This is a genomic window from Sphingopyxis sp. 113P3, from assembly GCF_001278035.1.
Taxonomy (GTDB): Bacteria; Pseudomonadota; Alphaproteobacteria; order Sphingomonadales; family Sphingomonadaceae; genus Sphingopyxis.
In genome coordinates this window covers 3,899,468-3,919,843 of the sequence record NZ_CP009452.1, presented here as the reverse complement: position 1 = coordinate 3,919,843, position 20,376 = coordinate 3,899,468, and the positions used below count along the sequence as shown (strand labels likewise).

The following is a 20,376-nucleotide window of genomic DNA, read 5'->3' as shown; positions in this document are numbered from 1 at the left end:
GCTTTGCAATATTTATAATTTTAGGCGCTGCTTCAGCCGACGTGGGGCTGTCCGATCTCCGGCGTATACCCCAATTCGGCCGACAGCCCGGCCGCGAACCGCCGGAGCGCGGCCGCAATCGGGCTCGTTGTCGAAACGTCGAGCTCATTGGCCGGACCCAAGGTGGACAGGGCAGCAACGAGCACGCCACGATGGTCGAAGATCGGAGCGGACAGCGCATTGACCGTCGGATTGAGTCCACCTTCAGTGACGCCGAGACCCGCCTCGCGCACCTGTTCGAACATTTTGTCGATGGCCACTTGCGACGTTGGCGATTGCCCGCTCACGCGCAATGCCGAGGTCGCATCGCGGCGGATATGGGTCTGTGTCAGCGTGCGCGGCATCCACGCTCCGAAGACCAGTCCGGTGGCCGAATTGAGGATCGGCATAACTTCGCCCACGCGCGTTCCGATGGTGATCGGTCGACGCGCTTCCTCGACCGCGACGATCGTCGGGCCCTCATAGGCCCAGATCGCGATCGCGACGGAAAATCCGAGTTCGGAGCATATCAATGGCAGCCGTGGGCTGGAGAGGCGAATGACATCAAGCGACTGAATTGCGCGCAGACCGATCAACCGCGCCATCGGGCCGAGGCGATAGCGGCCGCTGATCTCGTCGCGCTCGACCAGCTGCGAGCGGACCAGGCTGACCATATAGCGATGTGCCTTCGCGGGCGGCATGCCGGCGCGTTCGGCCAGAGTCTTGAGCATCGGCGGAGGGCTGTCGAAGGCATGCTCGATCAATAGGGCCATGAGCCGCATGCCGACTTCGATCGACTGAATGCCGAACTTGCCATAATTGGCGTCGTCCTGGGACTCCGATACGGCGTCACCTTGGATGGAAAGCGGGGAGGGCGATCGAGCCAAAAGAACTGTCCTATGCTGACTGTGCAGCATCTAATGCAAGTATGCGAAGGATGCCAAGGTATCTGGACGGGAATGCGTTTCCGGGTGGGAAACGATCCTCAATGCCCGCCGCCGGGGCGGGCGAGGCGACGTTGCTTGATCCATGCGACCACGCTTTCTTGCCCGCCTTCGGACCTGCCCTGCTCCTTGAGCCGTTGCCATATGGCAACATCCTCGACGGCCTGTTGGTCGTGGGACTTCCAGTCCCCCACCACGTCGGCGGTCAATTCGAGGCGGAGACCGTTCGGATCCCTGAAATAGATGCTGTAGATGATGCCGTGCTCGACAGGGCCTATGAAATCGATGCCTTCGGCAGTCAAATGGCGGGCCCATTCGTCGACTGCTTCGACCGATCCGGCGTCGAGCGCCAGATGATTGAAAATCTCATAGGCCGGATGCGATGCCGGCGATGCCGGAGGGAGATCGAGCGATTCGAAGAAGGCAATCGTCGATCCATCCTGAAGCTCGAAGAACAAATGGATGTAAGGGAAGGGATCGCCCGTCGAGGGGATCGCGTCATCGATCACGGAGCTGACAAGCTTCATGCGCAAGACACGCGTATAAAAATCGACGGTCGCGCCCACGTCGTGGGTCACGTACGCGCTATGGTGCAGCATGCGCGGCGCGCGCGACCCAGAGTTGAACCCGGCCTTCGTCTCCAAAACGGTGCTCCTTTCTTCGCACGGCGGTTTGAGATTATGTAGTTAATAAGTCAAATCACTATATCATAATAAATGCGCGCGCAAGGATCGCGGCTACCGCCGTCACGCCGATCATCAGAGGTGCCGAGCGCCCCGATGACGAGCCTTGCCCTGCCTGGGCGCGCCTCCCAGCGCCTATCCGGGCGTAAGCTAGGGGCTACTGCTAGCAATCAAAGGTGCGCGCGAGGTTCCATCGTCGCTGAGAGCCACCGGCGCGACCCTACATGAGGGACGTGTCGGACCGAAATTGCGATCCATGAGCTCGAATTTCATCCTCGCCGATAACGCTCTTGATGGCGCCAAGTTTTCTGTATAGGCTTCAATAATCATAATTCAATTACGCTATATATAATATCAGAGGAGGGGTTATGATCGACCATATCGCTTTTGTGGGCGCGTTGATGACCGGCGCGACCGTGCCGGCAGCCGCGCAGGATCAGCCCGATACGGTCGAGATCTCGTCAGAGCGCGCCTCGCCGGACGGCGCAGGCCTCGAGGACATTGTCGTTACCGCGCAGCGGCGAGAAGAGCGGCTTCAGGATGTGCCGATCGCGATGACCGCCTTGAGCGGCGATGCGCTGGAACAGTCGGGCATTACAAATACGCAGCAGCTTACTCAGGCCATACCCAATCTGGTGATGACCAGCGCGGGCTCAAGCTATCAGGCCGTCATTCGCGGTGTCGGTACGCGCGGCGTGACCCAAGGCGATGAATCGAATGTCGCCCTCTATGTCGACGGGGTTTATCAGCCCGACCAGACGGCTGCCAACTTCGAGTTTCTCGGCATCCAGCGCGTAGAGGTCTTGCGCGGTCCTCAGGGCACATTGTTCGGTCGCAACGCGACCGGCGGTCTGATCAACATTGTCACGCTCGACCCGAGCTTCACGCCTTCGCTCGACGCCGAACTAAGCTACGGTCGGTTCGATGAGGTTGTCGGCAAAATGCGCGCGACGACGGGATTGACCGACAGCCTCGCGATCGACTTGCGGGGACTTTACCGCAGCGATCGCGGTTATGTTTACAACATTTTCCGCAAACGCTGGGAAAACCCCAGGGATGCGCGGGCCATCCGCGGCAAGCTGTTGTTCGAACCCAATGATTCGGTAAGGTTGCTGGTTTCCGGTGGATATTCGTACAGCAATGATCCCACCTCCATGGCCAATTCGCCGCTTGACGGTAATTTCAGCGCAAGGGCGCAGTTCCCCGGAATCCTAATTCCCGGTGAGTATCAAGTCGCCGTCAACGAAGATACGGTGAACAAGAAGCGAATCTTGGACGCCAGCATTCAGGCGTCATTTGACATGGGCCCGGCTCAATTGAATTCGGTTACGAGCTATCAGAGATCCCGCTCGCATTATGTGAACGATAACGACGGATCGCAGATCCGCATCAGCTATCTTGATCTGGACAGCGAGGTCGAGACCTTTACGCAGGAATTGCGCTTAAATTCGAATCATGAGGGACCGTTGCAATGGGTCGGAGGGCTATTTGCCTTCCACAGCACGTCGGGATATCGGCCGATTGTGTTCTGCTGCACGGCGCCGGACGGTACGGGCACCCCTCGAGCGGCGTTGCGGACCGAAGGCTTGGCCGAATCCATCGCATTTTTCGCCGACGGCACATATGAGCTGACCGAAAAGCTCTCGCTGATTGGGGGTGTACGCATCTCTTTCGAGAGAAGGCGCCACGATTTCCTGCAGACATCTGCAGTTAGCGGGATGGTGCAGGCAAGTGGCAGATTGCAAAAGGACTTCGATGATATCTCGCCGCGTGCATCGCTGCGATACAAGATAAATGACGAATCGATGATATTCTTCACTTACAGCCGCGGATTCAAGAGCGGCGTGTATAACGCCTCTTCGGTTACCCAGTCGAGCCCGGTCGATCCCGAAACGATCGATGCATTCGAATTCGGTCTCAAGAGCGATCCGCTGCAATGGCTGAGGCTCAATGCGAGCGTTTTCTACTATAAGTATAAGGATATCCAGCTTTCGGCGCGCGACAGTCGGGCCAATTCCGTACTTCTGCTCAATGCTGCGGATTCGACCATCAAGGGCGCGGAAGCGGAATTGGCGCTGCAGCCGACGCGCAATCTCGATCTCCGCATGAGCGGTACCTATCTTGACGCCAAATATGATCGCTTTCCCGGTGCCGTCGTCAACAACCCCTTGCCCCAGGGCGGAAATTCGCAAACGATCGTCGATCTCCGCGGCACTCACATGATCCGCGCGCCGCGCACGACCTTCACCCTGGGAGCAGATTATCATCGACAATTCGGTGATGGGAGTGAAGTCGGTGCCTCGGGCAATATATATCATACGGCGAAATATTATTGGGATTTCAACAATCGCCTGACGGTGCCTGCCTATACGATGGTGAACGCATCGATATATTACGAGCTTCCCGGAGGGAACACGCGCTTCACCATTTGGGGTCGTAACCTCGCAAATGCTGTCGTGCCGCAGCAATTGCTGCCGTCGACCACGATGGACAATGTGACTTACGAGCCGCCGCGTACCTACGGCGTCAGTATTCGACAGCAATTTTGATTCGACACGAGCATGCGAGCCGTGCGTCTTTCAATTTCCGGCCGGTGGCGTTGGGGCCACATGCTCCTATGACCGGTTTACGGATACGCGAGCCACGCGGCGCCCGGGACGAGAAGGGGATATTTCATCGCTACCCCGGCTCGGTCGGCTTGGCGCTGCTTACCTGCGTTTATGTGCTCAGCTTTGTTGATCGGAAACTGCCGTTCATCTTGATCGAGGCGATCAAGTCGGATCTGGATCTCTCCGACACGCAGATTGGGTTGATGACCGGCGTCGCGTTCACGCTGATCTACGCGGTCGCCGGCATTCCCCTGTCCATCGCCGCCAATCGGTTCGGTCGCAGACGGATCATCGGATGCTGTGTCATATTGTGGAGCATGCTGACGGCTGCAGGTGGGCTCGCGACCAACTTCTGGCAGCTCGCGCTCGCACGTACGGGTGTCGCAATCGGTGAAGCCGGGGTTGTACCGTCCGCGCATGCGTTGATCGGCGCCTATTTTCCCGAAGCGCGCGCCAAGGCGCTGGCAATCTTTTCGATGGGCGCGCCGATCGGTGTCCTTATCGGACTGGCCCTGGGAGGCTGGATCAACGACTTGGCCAACTGGCGTGTCGCGATGCTTGTCTTGGGACTTCCGGGAATTCCGGTCGCGATCGCAGTCTTCCTGCTGCTGCGCGAGCCCCCATCCGATTGTTCGAAACGGCCTTCTGAACGGCGAAGCACGGCGCTCGGCGATCTCTTTGGCTGCTCTACCTTTCGGCATCTGGTCGCGGCTGGGGCGTTGTTCGGCTGCGCGAGCGGGGCGACAATGACCTTCACTCCGGCATTCGCGATGCGTAGTTTCGGTCTGTCGGCAACGCAGGTCGGCGTGCCCTACGGCTTGTTGGTCGGCGTGGCCGGCGCGTGCGGCGTGCTGCTAAGCGGCTATCTGACCGATCGACTGCGCCAACGCGACCCCCGATGGGGCCTTTGGCTGATATGTTGCGCGCTCATAATATCGGTTCCGTTGCACCTGGCGGCCTGGCACGCCTCAAGCTTCGGGGTGATGATGATCGCACTCCTGATCCCCGAATTGTTCCAACTTTACTATGCGCCGCCGACTTTCAGCGCGATCCAGGCCGTGATGCCCGCGCGGCATCACGCGATGGGGTCGGCGATCTTCCTGCTCTTCGCAACCGGTGTCGGAATATCGCTCGGCCCCTTCCTGACGGGACTGCTCAGTGATCGCCTTGCGCATCTCGGGGCCGGCGCGGCGCTCGGCTGGGCGCTGTCGGCGCTGACCCTGATCAAGATCTGGTCGGCCGCTCATTTCGCTATGGCGGCGAGCCGATTGCCGTTCGATATCGCCGAACGGGAACGAGAGGTGGACGGCAGTTGATTGGGGTGCTGTCGCACGCGGTGCAAGTTCGGGAGCTTGCGAATGAGGGTGAGCTGTCGGCGCCATACGAAGGGCGGCTGGACCGAAATCGACCTGACCGGTGGTGCCTGATGCAGCACATGGTGCCATCCGCGCTATCCCTGTCATGGAGTCTCGTTCGATGAATATTGCGTCACTGCTGGCCCGGGCGGGCAGGGTCATGGCGGACGCGCCCGCGCTCGGAATGGGAAGCGGCGTCCTGTCGGACTATCGTTGGCTTGCCGGCGCCGCCGCCAGTCTCGGTGCTGGACTTTGCCGCCGCTTCGGCCTGACACCGGGCGATCGCGTCGCGATCCTCTCCGAGAACCGGCATGAATATGTCCTGGCTCTGTTCGGGTGCTGGTGGGCAGGGTTGGTCGTGGTGCCGGTGAATTTCAAGCTTCATGCCCGCGAGATCGCCTTCATCGTCGAGGATAGCGGCGCAGCGCTGCTTATCACGTCGCCGACCCTGGAAGTCGTCGGTGCTCAGAGCATTGCGCGCTTACCCGAAAAGCGACTGCTCGTCATCGCAAGTGCGGATTGGAACGCGCTTTGTCGCTTCGATAGCGAAGCGATCACTCACTGCGCGGTCGCTGATCCTGCCTGGATCTTCTACACGAGCGGCACCACCGGACGACCCAAAGGGGCGATACTGACCCATGGCAATCTGCTTGCCATGTGCGGCGCCTATGCCGCTGATGTGGACAGGGTCGATCCCGGCGATCGACTGTTGCATGCCGCGCCCATGTCACATGGTTCGGGGCTTTATATCCTGCCGTCGGTCATGGGCTTTGGCTGCCAGCAGCTGACCGAATCGAGCGGCTTCGAACCCGATGAAATCTTCGGGCTTCTGAAGGGTGACAACCCCATCTCTTTTTTTGCTGCCCCAACCATGGTGGGGCGGCTGTCGCGTGCGCCGCGAGCCGGGAGCATCGATCCGAAAAATCTCAAGACCATTATCTACGGTGGCGGGCCGATGTATCTGAGCGACATTGAAGCGGCGCTTGCCGTGTTCGGTCCGCGCTTCACGCAAATCTACGGGCAAGGCGAAACGCCGATGACGATCACCGTGTTGCCCAAGCGCCTTCATGCCGACATCGGACATCCGCGGTTTCGCGAACGATTGGCCAGCGTCGGCTATCCACAGTCGGCTGTCCAGGTCGTCGTTGCGGACGGCGACGGGCGCGAACTTCCGGCGGGGGAGGCCGGTGAGGTCATGGTGCGCGGCGCGACCGTCATGAAGGGATATTGGAATAATCCCGAGGCGACTGCCCGCGCTCTTCAAAATGGTTGGCTGGCAACGGGCGATATCGGCTCCTTCGATAGCGACGGCTTTCTGACTTTGCGCGATCGCTCGAAAGACGTGATCATCAGCGGCGGTTCCAATATCTATCCGCGCGAAGTCGAGGAAGTTCTGCTGCGGCATCGAGCGGTCGTCGAGGCATCAGTGATCGGAGATCCTCACCCCGATTGGGGGGAGGAAGTGGTTGCGTTCGTGGTAGCGAGCGAGGAGATCTCGGCCGCGATGCTCGACCGGTGGTGCCTCGACCATATTGCGCGGTTCAAACGGCCCAAGCGCTACCATTTCGTCGCCGCACTGCCCAAGAACAGCTACGGAAAGATATTGAAGACCCAACTGCGGGATCTGATCTCCGGGAGAACGGGCGACGCCGAGGGCGTTGATCGGCCGTCATAACAGCGCGACAGGTGCGGCAGCGCTGGCGGGCCAATGACGATCCCGCTGGATGCCAGCAGCTATTGATATCGCTGAAACGCCCAAAGCGCGGCAATAAAGCTGAAGCGGCCGCTCCTGAGCGGCGGTACGAGCGAGCAATTTGCGGGCCGCCGCATCCTCCGCACAGCGGACGGCGGCCGGCGGCGCCTTCGATTGCGTAAAGAGGGTTGGCGATTGTCGAATCTGATGCGAGACGGGGGCCTCGGCGCTGTGGGAGGCGCTGCTGGAAACGACGAACTGACTACTATCGGTTTGAGCGACCTCAGCCGCTGCTTTGCCGAAGGAGCGTTCGACTGCGTCGATCTGGTCGACGCCTATTTGCAGCGCTCCAATGCGCTGAATGCCGAAATCAACGCTTATGTCACGATCGATGGTGACGGGGCGATGGCGCAGGCGGAGGCGCTTGACCGCGAGCGACGATCGGGAAGGGTGCGAGGGCCCCTGCACGGCGTCCCCATCTCTCTGAAGGACAATATCGATACGGCGGGCCTGCGCACCACTGCGGGAAGCCGCGTATTTGCGGATCGCGTACCCGAGCGCGACGCGACGCTGGTACGGAGATTGCGGGCCGCCGGCGCCGTCATTCTTGCAAAGGCGGGGATGCATGAATTCGCGCTGGGGCCGACAAGCGCGTCGACCGGGTTCGGGCCGGTTCGCAATCCGTGGAATACAGCGCTTAGCGCAGGCGGCAGTTCGGGAGGTTCAGGCGCGGCGGTGGCCGCACGGTTGTGCGCGGGATCGATCGGCACGGATACCGGCGGATCGGTTCGCAATCCCGCGGCTTGGTGTGGCGTGGTCGGTTTCAAGCCCACCCATGGGCTGGTCTCGATCGAAGGGGTCGTGCCCGTCGTGCGTTCGCTTGATCATTGTGGACCGATCGCGCGCAGCGTCGCCGACGCGGCGCTGCTGTTTAAGGTAATGTCGGGGCAGGCGGAGCCGGGCCAGACCGGCCGCGATTCTTGCCCATCGCTTGACCAGCTGCACGAGCGTGTACGTTTGCTTCGGATCGGCAGGCCCATCGGAAAGCCTTTCACCGGTATAGACCGGGAAATCGGGACCTGTGTGGACCTGGCGCTCGACCGCATCGCGAGTCTCGTCGCGGGCGTCAAGGATGTACGGCTTCCCAGCACCAGCGGCTGCAGCCTGATCGTGGAACGTGACGCTTTTCATGCGCGGCTGATGCGCGACGCCGCGCCGCTCTACACGCCCGATGGCCGGGCCCGTCTCAAGGAGGCGACAGTCGACCGTTCGGCATTCGATTATATCGGCTCGCTTGAGATGTTGCGCCGCCTTCGCGCGGATGTCGCACCGTTCGATCGATGCGACCTGGTCGTCATGCCGACGATGCGCGTTCAGCCGCCTCAAATCGCCGATCTCCTGGAAGCGGAGAATGATGGCCGGCCGACGCGGAATGCCGATTTGTCAAATGGTGCGGCGTTCAACTATTATGGCGGCCCAGCGATCAACATTCCCTGCGGCATGTCGCGAGCCGGTCTTCCGATCGGACTTACGATCGCTGGCCCCCCGCATTCGGACGAAACCGTTCTGGCTTTGGCGCGCGTCTGCGAGGCGGTGTTCGGATCAAGCGGGGCGGCCGCGCCGCGCGGCTAGTTCCGTCAGCCGCTACCGGCAACAGAACTTGGCCGCCGGGGGGCTGACCTCCCCCGGCGGCTGACCGGCTCCGCTGCTGTGCGAAGCCTGCCCCCTTTTAGAAGCCCTTGCTCACCGTGATTCCGAACGTCCTGGGCCGGTCGAACGCGACCACGTCGCCGTCCGCCGAGTTCAATACCTGCTGATAGACCACCGTGTTCAGAAGATTCTTTCCCCACACGCTGATCCGGAGCGCGTCCGAGCCTTCGGACGTGGCGAAGCCGATCTCTCCATTGACCAAAGTATAGGCGGGTTGCGGGATCCTATTCTCGAAATCCCAGTAATATTTGTCGCTGTAATAGACATTGCCGGCGATCGAGAACATGCCGAAATCGACCGGTATCTGATAGCTTCCGCTCGCGCCCAGGGTGAATTTCGGTGCGCGGATCATGTCCTTGCCGGAGGCGTCGTAGGGCGCGAGCGTGCTGTTGCCGCAGGGCGTCTGGCCGGCGACCGGACAATCGTAAATGGGCTGGAATACCTGCGCGCCGGGGAAGCTGTCGTACTTCGCGTCCACATAGGTACCATAGAGACGCAGGTTGAAGTCGCGGCTGGGCTGAATCGTCAGTTCGATTTCGCCGCCATTCATCTTCGACCTGGCCGCGTTGAACAGGACGACCAGCGATGTCGACGGGTCGCGGGCGGACTGCTGAATGTCCTTATAATCGTAGTGGAACACCGAAAGATTGGCGCGCAGCCATGGCAACGGGTCCGACTTTATGCCAAATTCATAGGCGTCCAGCGTTTCGGGCCGGGTGATCTGCGCCGCGGGAACGGACGTGGCGAAGCCGTTGAAGACGCCGCTCTTAAAGCCACGCGAAAATGTGAGATACATATTCGCGTTGTCCGAGAAATTATATTGCCCCGTCGCCCTGAAGGTGAATTTGTCATTCGATCCCTTTTGCAGCGGTACCAGCTGAGGGTTCGTCGAGCTTTGGGCGAAATAGTCGCGGCTCTCGTCGGTATAGCGCAAGCCGCCGATCAGGCGAAGGTCGCCGAGCGCAAGCGTGGCTTCGCCGAACAACGCATATGAACTCACGGTCTGCTTGGTGTGGAAGAGACCGCCCGCAACGCTGTTGACGATCGATATCAGAGGATCGAACTCACCGGTGCCGCTGAAGAGATATGCCCCGCCAATCCATGAAAAGGCGCTTTGGGTGGTGGACAGGATACGGAATTCGTTCGAGATATATTCGAGATCCTGATAGACGTCGGCACCGCGAATGGCGAGGGCGCTGCCGTCATTGTCCGTCTGCGAGAGCGCGGCGCTGTTCTGGTAGGCGCTGGTGGTTTCGATATTGAATCCGTCGAACTCGTTCTTCAATTGCACGTCGATCGACCATTGCCGCCCCTTGACGAGCAGCGGGCGGTCTATCGCGGTCTCCCAGGGCTTCGTGCCATAGAGCGGCCGGGGCGTGAAACGGTTGGCGGAGGTATTGCCGAATAGCGGCTGATTGCTGACGCCGGACCCGTCGTGAAACCAGGTCTTGGTCGCGGTAATGGTGGCCGAAAACCGGTCGTTCGGTGTGATCTTCACACGACCGCGCATCAATTCGCTGTTGCGCGCGCCCGTGCGGCCGCCGTTCAGAAGATCCTTGATATAGCCATCGTCGGTATAGCGCATGTAAGAGAAATCCGCGCTCATGCCCTCCAGGATGCGCGAGGACAGATAAAGCGATCCGGACAATTCCCCATAGGAGCCCGCACTGGCGGTGACCTTGCCCGAAAATTCCTCGGTGGGATCCTTTGTGATGACGTTGATCAAGCCGCCCGTCGAGTTGCGGCCGAACAAGGTGCCCTGGGGGCCACGCAAAACCTCGACGCGGTCAATATTGACCAGGTCGAACCCAAGCGCGGACATCGTCGGCTGATAGACCCCGTCGACATAGACCGCGATGTTCGATTCGTCGCCGACATTCGCATTTCTGGTGCCGACGCCGCGAATGTACGGCTGAAAGCTCGAGTTGGCGCGTGAAAAGACCAGACCCGGCATCGTCTGGGTCAGTTGGCGCATGTCGCTGATGCCTGCCTTGGCGAGGCTGTCGCCCGATACAGCCGACACCGGGATCGGAACGTCCTGAAGTCGCTCTTCGCGTCGTTGCGCGGTGACGACAATATCCTCGACGCCTTGCGCGACCGGCGGGGGCGTTTGCTGCGCAGTATCTGGAGCCGCTGCTGTCGCTTCCGCAGCGTCGGCGAGCGGGGCGTCGGCGCCTTGCGCGGCAGCCGTTGCGGGCACGAAAAGCGCGCAGGCCATCGCCGCATGTGAAATCGAGTTGAAAATACGCATGCTATCCTCCCGTCTGGACGGCGCATCGGGCGGTTGCCTGTGCGCTCTTATTTGTTGTCGGTCCCAGGCGGGCGAGAGCCTGAGTGCAGATGCGCCATCCTGGAGATCCGGCATCGACTGTCGATGGGGGTGCCCGATCGAACAATTCTCACTTTCGACTTGCCGCCATAGATATTTTCTCTGGGCTGACCGTCGCGCCTCTCCTGAGGCTGGCTCTGCTTTGTCGGCTCTCGCGTGCGCATCGCACCGGTCGGCTGCGATGAAACGCCTCCGGTGCCAGCGGCCGTCCGCGTGTTCGATCGATTGCATCGGGCGCGTTACAGCATGCGGTCGGTTGCTTATGGCCTGTCAGCGCTTGCGGAACGGCGGTCCCGCTCTATACCCCGAGCGCTATGGATGAGGGGCAGCTTCGTGCGTTTATGACGATCCTGCGCTGTCGCTCCATCACGCGCGCCGCAGACGAACTGGGCATCGCCCAGCCTTCGCTCAGTCACCAGTTGCTGCGCCTGGAGGACGAGCTTGGAACGAAGCTTTTCCGACGCAGCTCGCGCGGTGTTTCGGCAACGCCGGCCGGCCTCCTGTTCGTGGATCATGCGCAACGTATTCTGGACGATATCGGCCAAGCGCGGGAGGAGATTCGCACCTCGTCGAGAGGACCTGCCGGTGAGATCTCGCTCGGTATCCCCGTTTCGTTAGGGCCGCTGATCGGGCCTCGTGTCATCGCCGCCGTCCGGGAGGAACTGCCCAATATTCGGCTCCGCATCCGCCAGGGCCTCGCGAGCGATCTGGCGCGGCTGATCGTGGACGACGCACTCGACATCGCCCTCATATATTATGCTGAGGAGCTGTGCGGCTTCCCTGTCGAGCATCTTGCGGACGAGCCTCTCTTGCTGATCGGGCCGCCAGGGGATTTCGGCGCGGCCGATTCACGGGGCGTCGCCCTGCAATCCGTGCCCGTCGAGCGGCTGCGTCAGATCGATTTGCTGATGCTTCCGGTCGGCAAGGGGCTGCTGCGCCGGATCAACCAGCAACGTCACGGAGAAGCGATCCGCCGATCCATCCGCACGGAGATCGACGCGCTGCCGACGATCAAGTCGATGCTGGTGAACGGCGAAGGCTATTCGCTACTTCCCCTTGTCGGTGTCCGGGAGGAACTGGCAGCCGGTACGCTCTCGGCGGCGCGGATCGACGGCATCGATCTTAACCGAAGCCTCTCGCTCGCGCGGTCGGCCAAGCGCTCCAGGTCACGGCAGTCGAACGTTGTCGAAACGCTCCTCAAGCGGATTTTCGACGATCTGCGCGCCGAGGGTCTCTGGCTGATCGACTGAGCTTCCTGCCCGTCGCGTCAGGGGATCAGGATCGGCTTCAGCGCCTCGCCCGCGAATACATAATCAAAGGCCTTCAGTCCCTCGGAAAGCGGCATCACGTGACTGAGGATCGGCTTCAGGTCGACTCGCTCCTCTCGCAGCAGGTCGGACGCGCGCACCCAAGTCGACCATATCCTGCGTCCGTTGATGTTGTGGATCGTCGGACGCTTCTTCTTCCAGACGGTGAAGTCATATTCGACCGTTCGCGTCGGTGTCGCGCAAAGCCGCAGATCGCCGCCGATCGTGAGCATTTCGATGCAGTTGTGCAAGCCGGCGAGCTGACCGGAATACTCGATCACGACATCGGCGCCGCGTCCGCGCGTCGCATCGATCACGCGGCGTGGCGCGTCATCCTCGAGAGGGTCGATCACCAGGTCGGCGCCCATTCGTAGTGCCGTGTCGCGGCGCAGCGGGTTCGGTTCGATCGCGATCACCTTGAGCGCGCCGAGTGCGCGGGCGACCGCGACGTTCATCATGCCGATCGGCCCGCATCCATTGATCGCGACGGTAAGGCCGCAAACGCCCGTTCCCTCCAGGGCGGCATGAACGCCGATGCCGAACGGCTCCATGATCGCGCCGAGCTCGGCCGGAAAATCCGGGTCGTTGACCCATAGGATCGAAGCCGGGACAGTCACATAACTGGCGAAGACGCCATCGAAATCGACCCCCGGGGATGCTTTCTCGACACAGATGTGCGCCCGGTCGGTCAGGCACTGATAGCATTTGCCGCAGAACAGATGGCTCTCCAGGCTGACATTGTCTCCGACGCGGACATTGGCCACCCGTTCGCCGATCGCGGCGACGCGGCCTGCGCCCTCGTGACCCAGTACGCACGGGACGGGAACGCGCTTCGCCAGATGCGGCGGCCACTTCCAGATCTGGATATCGCTGCCGCACAGGCCGGCGGCGCGAATCTCGATCAGCGCTTCGTCGGGTCCGGGTTGCCGGGGTTCGCGTTCGACAAAGTCGATGCCGCCCGTCACCGGTGCGATCTTGGCCAAGGCAAGCATGTCGCCGGACGCTCCAGCTAGAGGATGTAGGACAGGCCTTCGACCGGTTGCTGTCGCGCGAGCAGCACGAGCCGCTTTTCGCGAATCTTCCAGTCCTCACCCATTCGGATCAGCTCCATCCGCACCCGACCCGGATGGGTTCGGACATCGCCCAGCCCTTTCTGGCGCCAGTCGCCGCTTCGAAGTTCGGTGATCAGCAGATTGTACGAGAGGACCGCGCTGGCCTGCGCCGCTTCGTCGACGGTGAAGTTGGTGATGAAGTGCAATATTTCGGAGCGAGGCTGCTGCGAGATCCGGTTCTGACGCATCAGTTGCTCGACACGGATCGCGAGACCATGGATGTCGTCATACGCGATCGAGGCGACACGCGTGGGATCGCTGTCCTCCTCGATCGGGAGCCAGTAGACGCCGTCCGGCGCGAAAAGCTTCAACCACTCGTCGAGATGCCAATCATCGATCAACCGCGCCTCGTGATGGACGAATGCCTGCAGATCGTCATGCACGAGCAGCGCTTCCTGCCGACATGCGTTGTTGCCAGAAACGCCAGAAGGCGCGCTGCGGGGTTTCGTCGCTATGGTGACCGACCCGTTCTCCATCGGGATGAACCTCCTCCTTGCCCAACCCGCGGCTGAGGGTGACATATTCGAGCCCCGGCGCGCCGATGGCGGTCTGATTTGCATTGAAGATCTCGATATCGTCGAGATTGACGATCCCCGCCGTGCCGACCCGCGCCTGGACGTCGCCGAGACGCGCCGCGTTGATCTCCGGCTCCGCGTCCTCGATGAACATCGGATAGGAATAGACCTCCGTCAGATCGTGCGCGATCGGCTGGATGACACGTAAGTTGTTATCCATGACGCAGACATTCGGAAAGATGAGGAGGTGACGATTGTTGACGATTTCCTGCGCCACCTGAGCACCGTGCCGGTCGATCAGCTGATCCTGGTAGCGCTGGCGAACATCGTCCGGAATGTTGCCCGTTTCGAGCGCTGCGCCGGCGCCCAGCATGCCATGCCCATTTGGGTAGCCACGCGCTTCGCCTGTCTTGCGGACGCCGGTAATCGCGCGGCTGCTGTCCGCACCGGGAAAGCGTTCCGGGAACTGTCGGATCGTTCGATATGCAGAGCCGTGCACCGGATTGGCGTGATACCCGTCCAGGACATTCTCGCACTGGAACTTCCAATTGCCCCGGTAAAGATAGCGGTGTGGCGTTCCCGCGCGGTATTTGCCTCCGAGCGCGCGCGCGCGCCAAAGTTCGACATGTTTCGCCGCAGGTCCGATATAGTCGGCGAATTCGGGCGCGTCGGCATCCAGCGACCCGAATATGAGGCCGTGATATTCGGCCAATCGCGCAATCGGCTTGAGCCCCTTGTCGACGACCGGGAAGTCCGCAGGATAGCGGCTTCGGTCGGCGATGCCGACAAGTTCGCCGGAAATCTTGAAGCTCCAGGCATGATAGGGGCAGACGAACGCGGCGACGTTACCCCGTTCGGCGCGGCATAATGTCGCGCCTCGGTGGGGACAGGCATTGATGAATGCGTGAAGCCGACAATCGGGGTCGCGGGTGAGAATGACCGACTGTTTGCCGACCCAGCACGACTTGAAATCACCCGGCGAAGACACCTCGCTTTCATGTGCGAGAAAGACCCAGCCCTTGGAAAAGATCAGGTCCATCTCCTGCCTGAAGATTTCGGGGTCGCGGTAACATTTCGTGGCTACCTTGAACTCTTCCAGGCTTTCAAGGACAAGATTGTCCGCTGCCGAGGCCGCCGTAAAAGGTGCATCCATGGCCATCTCCAGTCGAGGCGTAATCTAGGCAGGCGCGTTATTCGTCTCCAGCACGCTGTCCGTTGACGGCAATAGAAATCTTCTATGGATGCGGGCGACCTTCGCGTGTCGATGTCGTCGCGGTCCCATTGGCGTGATGCCGACGCCACGTCGCTGAAGTGCTTCAAGTTGTTCCACTTCAGGGCGGCCATCGGCGCGCAGCCCCACGCTGATCCGTCAGCCGGTAGAATCGATACCGCAGAGGGCTCACCGCAAGTGTCTTCGAGCAACGGCCGGCAACCTAGGCGTGCCGGTATTATCCGGTGGAGTGCCATTTGACGGGCGATCGCGCTCGCGAGCCAGCGGCCATGCTTCTTGTTGCTGATTTCGGGATGACGGCAGGGCTGGGGGCATGCCGCGTCCGATATTCCGCGACAGGCCCGCTTCACAAATGATCGGTCAGGCTGTTCAGTGACTGCTTGCCGGCTAGCTGGGGTGTTGCCCGGCGCTCCGGGGCTCTGGCCCGCTGTCGTGAAATTGCCGATCTCTACTTTTTGTTGCAGCCGGCGGTTACCGTGTCGGCTCGCTTGGCAGCGAAGCGCACCAGCCCTTCCTGTGATGTAGATGCTACCAGTACGCCAGCTTCGGAGTAGATGGCACCTTTGGCAAAGACTCTGCCATTTTCTGCGATGGGACTGTCCTGAACGTAAAGGTGCCATTGATTGAAATCGAGCGGGCCGTGGAACCAGATCGAATGATCAAGGCTAATGGCCTGCACCCCGGGCGTTCGCCGATTGACCGGATGTGGGCGTAGCGCGGTGTTGATGAGTCCCATGTCCGAGGCATATGCAAGGACCGCCTGATGTATCGCGGGCGTTGTCAAGGTCCCGATGGACTTGAACCATAGCTGATTGTGCGGAGGCTGTTGGCCATCGGGCACCAAGACACCTTCGATGGTTCTCACCTCGACCGGTCTGCGAAGGGCGGTGGTCTGCCAGCCCCGGCCCGATGCGCGCGCTACGTCGACCGAATAGGCTTCGTCCAGCATCTCGCTCCAGTGCAGATGCGGCGGCACTTCAATCTGATGCTTGAGGCCATCTGCGGCCGTAGCGAATGAGCACGACATATGCATGATGGGCCGGTCATGCTGAACGACGGTCACGCGGCGGGTGCTCAGGCTGCGGCTATCGTGCAGCGCATCAATCTCGAAGGTAAGCGGAATCGCCGGATCGCCCATGCGAAAGAAATTGCAGTGCAAAGAGTGGCAGATGCGTCCTTCGCCGACTGTCTGATAAGCGGCGGAGATAGCCTGGGCGACGAGCTGGCCACCGTAGATCCAGCCGCTCCAGCCCTCAGGTGTCTTTGCTTGGAAGCGCATATCATCAATGCGCTCTACATCGACTATGTCCAGCATGCTGAAGTCCATATCCTTGTCCGCCCGAGTAAGGGCCGCATGGGCGGGTGAACCTATCCGCACCGGTCCGTGCGAACGCGAGGCAGCTCAAACTATCGGTGGCCTTTGAAGTGGGTTAGCCTCGACCGTCTCTACCAGCGATAGACAAAGACAATTTCGTAGCAGGTGATACAGCGCTCAGGCCGTTCATAGGCAGATGATCGAGCGCAAGAAGCGCAAGGACAAATGAACTTGGTGATTGAGTTCTGATTGCAGGCTGACGCCTCGTCGTCCGGACACGGGGCGGATTGTCAGGACTCTAGACAGACGGCGAGCACCCGGCTGCTCTTGTCACGCCGCGCCGAGCAGCAGGACGAGTAGCACAGCCCCCGCCAGTCCCGCGATGAAGATCAGCCGCAGTGTCCGCCGCTGCGGCGGGGCGCTTGGGTCCGCCGCTGCGGCCGGGCGCTTTGTTTGGGGTGAAGGGCGGCGGCCGAAGTCAGCAGATGCTCTCGCAGGGGATCCCGTCATCGTCGCGGTCGAGCCGGTGGAGACCGCACTGGTTTAGATAGAAATAAGCTTCTTCGCATGAGTTCATCTGCCCGCAGACGCGCTTGCTGCCGCAGCTGCCGTGGCCGCTTGATCGTGCCCGGCTTCGCGCCGCGGGCGCTGGTGCTGAAAAATACGCCCGAGACGTGGCACGAGGCGCGGGCCTGGTGTCGGCGAGATAGCGAGAGGCCGCCCAGCAACGAGTCGCCTGATCCGTCGTGACAAACGTCCAGTCGCCGGAGGTTTCCCCGGCGATGACCGCGTCGCCATAAGTAAGCTTTGCCTCAACCCGCGCAGACGTGCCGGCCTCAGCGCGGCAATTCACCGATGCGCCGACCACATATTTTATCCGTGTCGGCGCAGCGACGGAGTCCGAACTCGGTTGCTCGGCAAACGCCGTCGCGGGCGTAACGGGCGACGGAGAATCCCCGACGCACTTGCCGATGATAAACAGGCAGACCAGTCCAACGACCAGACAGCCGCCATTGTTCTCTCTGCGCGCCAGCCCTTTTTCCCCCCGGAACCAGGATGAGGCGCTTGGGCCGGGTTCGTCAACTCGTCGTCGCGTCGCATTTCAGCCATTTTGGCGCAAAGGCTCGGCGACCCATGCTGCGATCGAGATACGACGCGGAGAGCGGCTTGGAGGCGTTCCGACCACAATGACTTTGCGCTAAGGCCCGCCCCATGACATCCCGCATCCCGATCCTCATCGCGGCAAGCGCACTTGCAGGCTGCGCGCAGACCCCGCGAAGTGAAGCGCCGGCTCAAGCCAGTAATCCGCTCAAGGTCGCAACCTGGAACCTCGAGCATCTCGCCGAGAATGACGGCACAGGCTGCCGCCCGCGTAGCGAGGCCGACTATGCCGAGCTTCGCCACCAGGCCGATCTGCTGAACGCTGATGTGATCGCGATCGAGGCGGTGGAAAGCAAGGCGGCCGCCGAGCGTGTGTTCGAGCCCAGCCGCTACGACGTCGTCATGTCGGCGCGGCGGGTGAGCGGGCGTTCCGGCGCGTGCTACGGCAAGCCGGGCCAGTCAATCCGTCATCAGGCGGTGGGCTTCGCCATCCGCAAGGGCGTGAGTTGGTCGCGCAATCGCGATCTGTCGGCGCTCGGTCTCGGCAATCCCGATCTGCGCTGGGGTGTCGACATCACCATCAATGGCGCCAGACCGCTTCGCCTGCTCGCTGTTCACCTGAAGTCCGGCTGCAACTCCGGCCGCGCGCCGAGTGACGATGATTGCACGGTGCTGTTCAACCAGCTGCCTGTGCTCGAAAGCTGGATCGATGCACGCGCCCAAGCCGGCGAAGCATTTGCGGTGCTCGGCGACTGGAACCGCCGCATCGCGTCACGCGGCGACGTGTTTTTGGGTGAGATCGACGATGGCGAACCGACAGGCGCCGATCTGACGGTCGCGGCGGGCGATACGGTGGCCACCTGCAAATCCCGTTACCGTGAGTTCATCGATCATATCGTGACCGGCGACAGCGCGACCACGATGATGGTGCCGGGGTCGTTCGAGGAATACACCTATGGCCTGCCCGAGGATCGTCACCCCTCGGATCATTGTCCGGTCTCGGTTCGTTTCGCGATCTAGTACTACAGTTGCATTTCCTCCAAAAATCTGATTCTGTGCGGATGGTCAGCGGGGGATTGGGTTTATGGCGGTTGCGGGTTGGGCGGGGACGCTTGTTGATTGGCGGGCAGGACTTGATGCGTTGAAGGCGCATCTTGCCCCGTCCCTGGGCCGGGCGGAGACGCGGGCCTCGGGAGGGGCGTTCATCGATGGGCTGCTTTCCGGCGCCGAGCGCAAGACGGGATGGATGCTGGCAGAAGAGGCGGGGCTGGATCGGCCTTATCGGATCCAGTCCCTGCTCGGCCGGAGCGCCTGGTCTGCGGATGCTTTGCGTGACCGCGTTCAGGAATATGTCATGGCTGCGCTTGGCGATCCGGGCGGCGTGCTTGTCGTCGATGAGACCGGCTTCGTGAAGAAGGGCACGCATTCGGTCGGGGTGGCGCGGCAATATTCGGGCACGGCGGGGCGGATTGAGAATAGCCAGGTTGGTGTGTTTCTGGGCTATGCCAGCCGATACGGCCAAGCCCTGATCGACCGCCGGCTTTATCTGCCCAAGGCTTGGGCCGAGGATGGCGAGCGCCGCCGGAAGGCGAGCGTGCCCGAGGAGGTCGCTTTCGCCACCAAGCCGGCCATGGCGCGCGAGATGATCGCGGCCGCGCTCGACGCCGGCATTTCTTGCGCTTGGGTCCTGGCCGACGCGCTCTATGGTTCGGACTATCAGCTGCGCCGCATGCTCGAGGATCGCAGGCAGCCCTATGTCCTGGCGGTGCGCTCCAACCAGCATCTGCGCTTTTTCACGGAAGAAGGCCTCGTCCAGACCGATCCGGCCTATCTGGCAGGCGAGCTCGAAAGTGGCGACTGGTATGCGCTGTCGGCGGGCGAAGGGGCCAAAGGGCCGCGCCTCTATCACTGGGCGCGCCTCCCCCTCAACGGGGCAACGCAACACGGTTTCGAGCGCTGGCTGCTTTTCCGCCGCAGCCTCAGGAGCCCAGACGAGATTGCCTACTATTTCGTCCATGCACGCGAAGGAGCTTCACTCGCGGAACTGGCCGGAGCAGCAGGCCTGAGATGGACTATCGAGGAATGCTTCCTGCGCGCCAAGGATGACCTCGGTCTCGATCATTGCGAAGCCCGATCCTGGCACGGGTGGCACCGGCACATCACGCTGGTCATGGCCGCCGTCGCCTTCCTCGCCAAGCTCGCTGCCGATCAGCGCCGCGCCGCCTGGACCCAGGCCGAGCCCGAACTCGGCGACCCAGGCAAACGGTACAAAAGGAGTCCGACACCGCAAGCGGCGTGACACCCACACAGAACTTGCTAACAACACCCGAAATCCGTCGGCTCTTCGCAAAGCTCATATTCGTCGCTCAATACCACCCTGTCTTCATATGGGCCTGGTCCCAAGGGCGACGAACCCACCAGTGCGTCGCGGCCCACTATCATCGACGACGACGG

General features: G+C 61.5%; 15 protein-coding genes. 7 read left to right on the top strand and 8 right to left on the bottom strand.

The window, feature by feature from the left end:
* Nucleotides 1-32 precede the first annotated feature (32 nt).
* Both LH20_RS18975 and LH20_RS18970 read right to left on the bottom strand, forming a co-directional pair.
* On the bottom strand, nt 33-905 hold the full coding sequence (locus tag LH20_RS18975; protein WP_053555574.1) for an IclR family transcriptional regulator: 873 nt from the start codon (nt 903-905) through the stop codon (nt 33-35).
* 98 nt (nt 906-1,003) lie between these two features.
* The gene (locus LH20_RS18970; RefSeq protein WP_235527030.1) at nt 1,004-1,606 is read right to left on the bottom strand and encodes a VOC family protein; all 603 of its coding nucleotides are present in this window, start codon (nt 1,604-1,606) and stop codon (nt 1,004-1,006) included.
* Nucleotides 1,607-2,013: 407 nt separating this feature from the next.
* On the opposite strand from LH20_RS18970, the gene LH20_RS18965 reads away from it, so the two are divergent.
* The 4 genes from LH20_RS18965 to LH20_RS18950 all read left to right on the top strand — a co-directional run bounded on the left by LH20_RS18965 (nt 2,014) and on the right by LH20_RS18950 (nt 8,934).
* Nucleotides 2,014-4,194 carry a TonB-dependent receptor gene (locus LH20_RS18965; RefSeq protein ID WP_053555573.1) on the top strand — a complete coding sequence of 727 codons (2,181 nt, stop codon included), beginning with the start codon at nt 2,014-2,016 and terminating at the stop codon, nt 4,192-4,194.
* Between the two features lie 68 nt (nt 4,195-4,262).
* Nucleotides 4,263-5,570, top strand: coding sequence for a spinster family MFS transporter (locus LH20_RS18960; RefSeq protein WP_053555572.1), 1,308 nt, complete (start codon nt 4,263-4,265; stop codon nt 5,568-5,570).
* Between the two features lie 160 nt (nt 5,571-5,730).
* Entirely contained in the window at nt 5,731-7,284 is a 1,554-nt protein-coding gene (locus tag LH20_RS18955) for an AMP-binding protein (protein ID WP_053555571.1), read from the top strand.
* A 225-nt stretch (nt 7,285-7,509) separates the two neighbouring features.
* Nucleotides 7,510-8,934 carry an amidase gene (locus tag LH20_RS18950; protein WP_158501170.1) on the top strand — a complete coding sequence of 475 codons (1,425 nt, stop codon included), beginning with the start codon at nt 7,510-7,512 and terminating at the stop codon, nt 8,932-8,934.
* Nucleotides 8,935-9,031: 97 nt separating this feature from the next.
* Here LH20_RS18950 and LH20_RS18945 read toward each other — a convergent pair whose 3' ends face one another.
* Nucleotides 9,032-11,263, bottom strand: a complete 2,232-nt coding sequence (locus LH20_RS18945) for a TonB-dependent receptor (RefSeq protein ID WP_053555569.1) — start codon at nt 11,261-11,263, stop codon at nt 9,032-9,034.
* Between the two features lie 392 nt (nt 11,264-11,655).
* On the opposite strand from LH20_RS18945, the gene LH20_RS18940 reads away from it, so the two are divergent.
* Nucleotides 11,656-12,591 (top strand): LysR family transcriptional regulator, encoded by a 936-nt coding sequence (locus LH20_RS18940; RefSeq protein WP_083455494.1) that lies wholly within the window; start codon nt 11,656-11,658, stop codon nt 12,589-12,591.
* A gap of 17 nt (nt 12,592-12,608) precedes the next feature.
* Here the strand turns inward: LH20_RS18940 and LH20_RS18935 are convergent, their stop codons facing one another.
* The 5 genes from LH20_RS18935 to LH20_RS24435 all read right to left on the bottom strand — a co-directional run bounded on the left by LH20_RS18935 (nt 12,609) and on the right by LH20_RS24435 (nt 17,398).
* On the bottom strand, nt 12,609-13,640 hold the full coding sequence (locus tag LH20_RS18935; protein WP_053555567.1) for an alcohol dehydrogenase catalytic domain-containing protein: 1,032 nt from the start codon (nt 13,638-13,640) through the stop codon (nt 12,609-12,611).
* A gap of 17 nt (nt 13,641-13,657) precedes the next feature.
* A complete protein-coding gene (locus tag LH20_RS18930) occupies nt 13,658-14,143 on the bottom strand; it encodes an aromatic-ring-hydroxylating dioxygenase subunit beta (RefSeq protein ID WP_053555566.1) in 486 nt (161 codons plus the stop codon).
* A complete protein-coding gene (locus tag LH20_RS18925) occupies nt 14,136-15,428 on the bottom strand; it encodes an aromatic ring-hydroxylating oxygenase subunit alpha (protein ID WP_053555565.1) in 1,293 nt (430 codons plus the stop codon). Before LH20_RS18925 ends, LH20_RS18930 begins: the two co-directional genes overlap by 8 nt.
* A gap of 526 nt (nt 15,429-15,954) precedes the next feature.
* Complete coding sequence (locus LH20_RS18915; RefSeq protein WP_053555563.1) at nt 15,955-16,833, bottom strand: acyl-CoA thioesterase; 879 nt, start codon at nt 16,831-16,833, stop codon at nt 15,955-15,957.
* A gap of 466 nt (nt 16,834-17,299) precedes the next feature.
* Nucleotides 17,300-17,398, bottom strand: a complete 99-nt coding sequence (locus tag LH20_RS24435; protein ID WP_083455615.1) for an excalibur calcium-binding domain-containing protein — start codon at nt 17,396-17,398, stop codon at nt 17,300-17,302.
* Nucleotides 17,399-18,033: 635 nt separating this feature from the next.
* Here LH20_RS24435 and LH20_RS18910 point away from each other — a divergent pair.
* Together LH20_RS18910 and LH20_RS18905 are read left to right on the top strand one after the other, a co-directional pair.
* Entirely contained in the window at nt 18,034-18,942 is a 909-nt protein-coding gene (locus tag LH20_RS18910) for an endonuclease/exonuclease/phosphatase (protein ID WP_053555562.1), read from the top strand.
* 64 nt (nt 18,943-19,006) lie between these two features.
* Nucleotides 19,007-20,221 (top strand): IS701 family transposase, encoded by a 1,215-nt coding sequence (locus LH20_RS18905; protein ID WP_200905396.1) that lies wholly within the window; start codon nt 19,007-19,009, stop codon nt 20,219-20,221.
* Nucleotides 20,222-20,376: the final 155 nt, after the last annotated feature.

Bases quoted from the DNA above. Each gene is read 5' to 3' on its own strand.
- LH20_RS18965 (WP_053555573.1), top strand. From the start codon at position 2,014: ATGATCGACCATATCGCTTTTGTGGGCGCGTTGATGACCGGCGCGACC.
- LH20_RS18960 (WP_053555572.1), top strand. From the start codon at position 4,263: ATGACCGGTTTACGGATACGCGAGCCACGCGGCGCCCGGGACGAGAAG.
- LH20_RS18955 (WP_053555571.1), top strand. From the start codon at position 5,731: ATGAATATTGCGTCACTGCTGGCCCGGGCGGGCAGGGTCATGGCGGAC.
- LH20_RS18950 (WP_158501170.1), top strand. From the start codon at position 7,510: ATGCGAGACGGGGGCCTCGGCGCTGTGGGAGGCGCTGCTGGAAACGAC.
- LH20_RS18945 (WP_053555569.1), bottom strand. From the start codon at position 11,263: ATGCGTATTTTCAACTCGATTTCACATGCGGCGATGGCCTGCGCGCTT.
- LH20_RS18940 (WP_083455494.1), top strand. From the start codon at position 11,656: ATGGATGAGGGGCAGCTTCGTGCGTTTATGACGATCCTGCGCTGTCGC.
- LH20_RS18935 (WP_053555567.1), bottom strand. From the start codon at position 13,640: ATGCTTGCCTTGGCCAAGATCGCACCGGTGACGGGCGGCATCGACTTT.
- LH20_RS18925 (WP_053555565.1), bottom strand. From the start codon at position 15,428: ATGGATGCACCTTTTACGGCGGCCTCGGCAGCGGACAATCTTGTCCTT.
- LH20_RS18915 (WP_053555563.1), bottom strand. From the start codon at position 16,833: ATGGACTTCAGCATGCTGGACATAGTCGATGTAGAGCGCATTGATGAT.
- LH20_RS24435 (WP_083455615.1), bottom strand. From the start codon at position 17,398: ATGAACTCATGCGAAGAAGCTTATTTCTATCTAAACCAGTGCGGTCTC.
- LH20_RS18910 (WP_053555562.1), top strand. From the start codon at position 18,034: ATGACATCCCGCATCCCGATCCTCATCGCGGCAAGCGCACTTGCAGGC.
- LH20_RS18905 (WP_200905396.1), top strand. From the start codon at position 19,007: ATGGCGGTTGCGGGTTGGGCGGGGACGCTTGTTGATTGGCGGGCAGGA.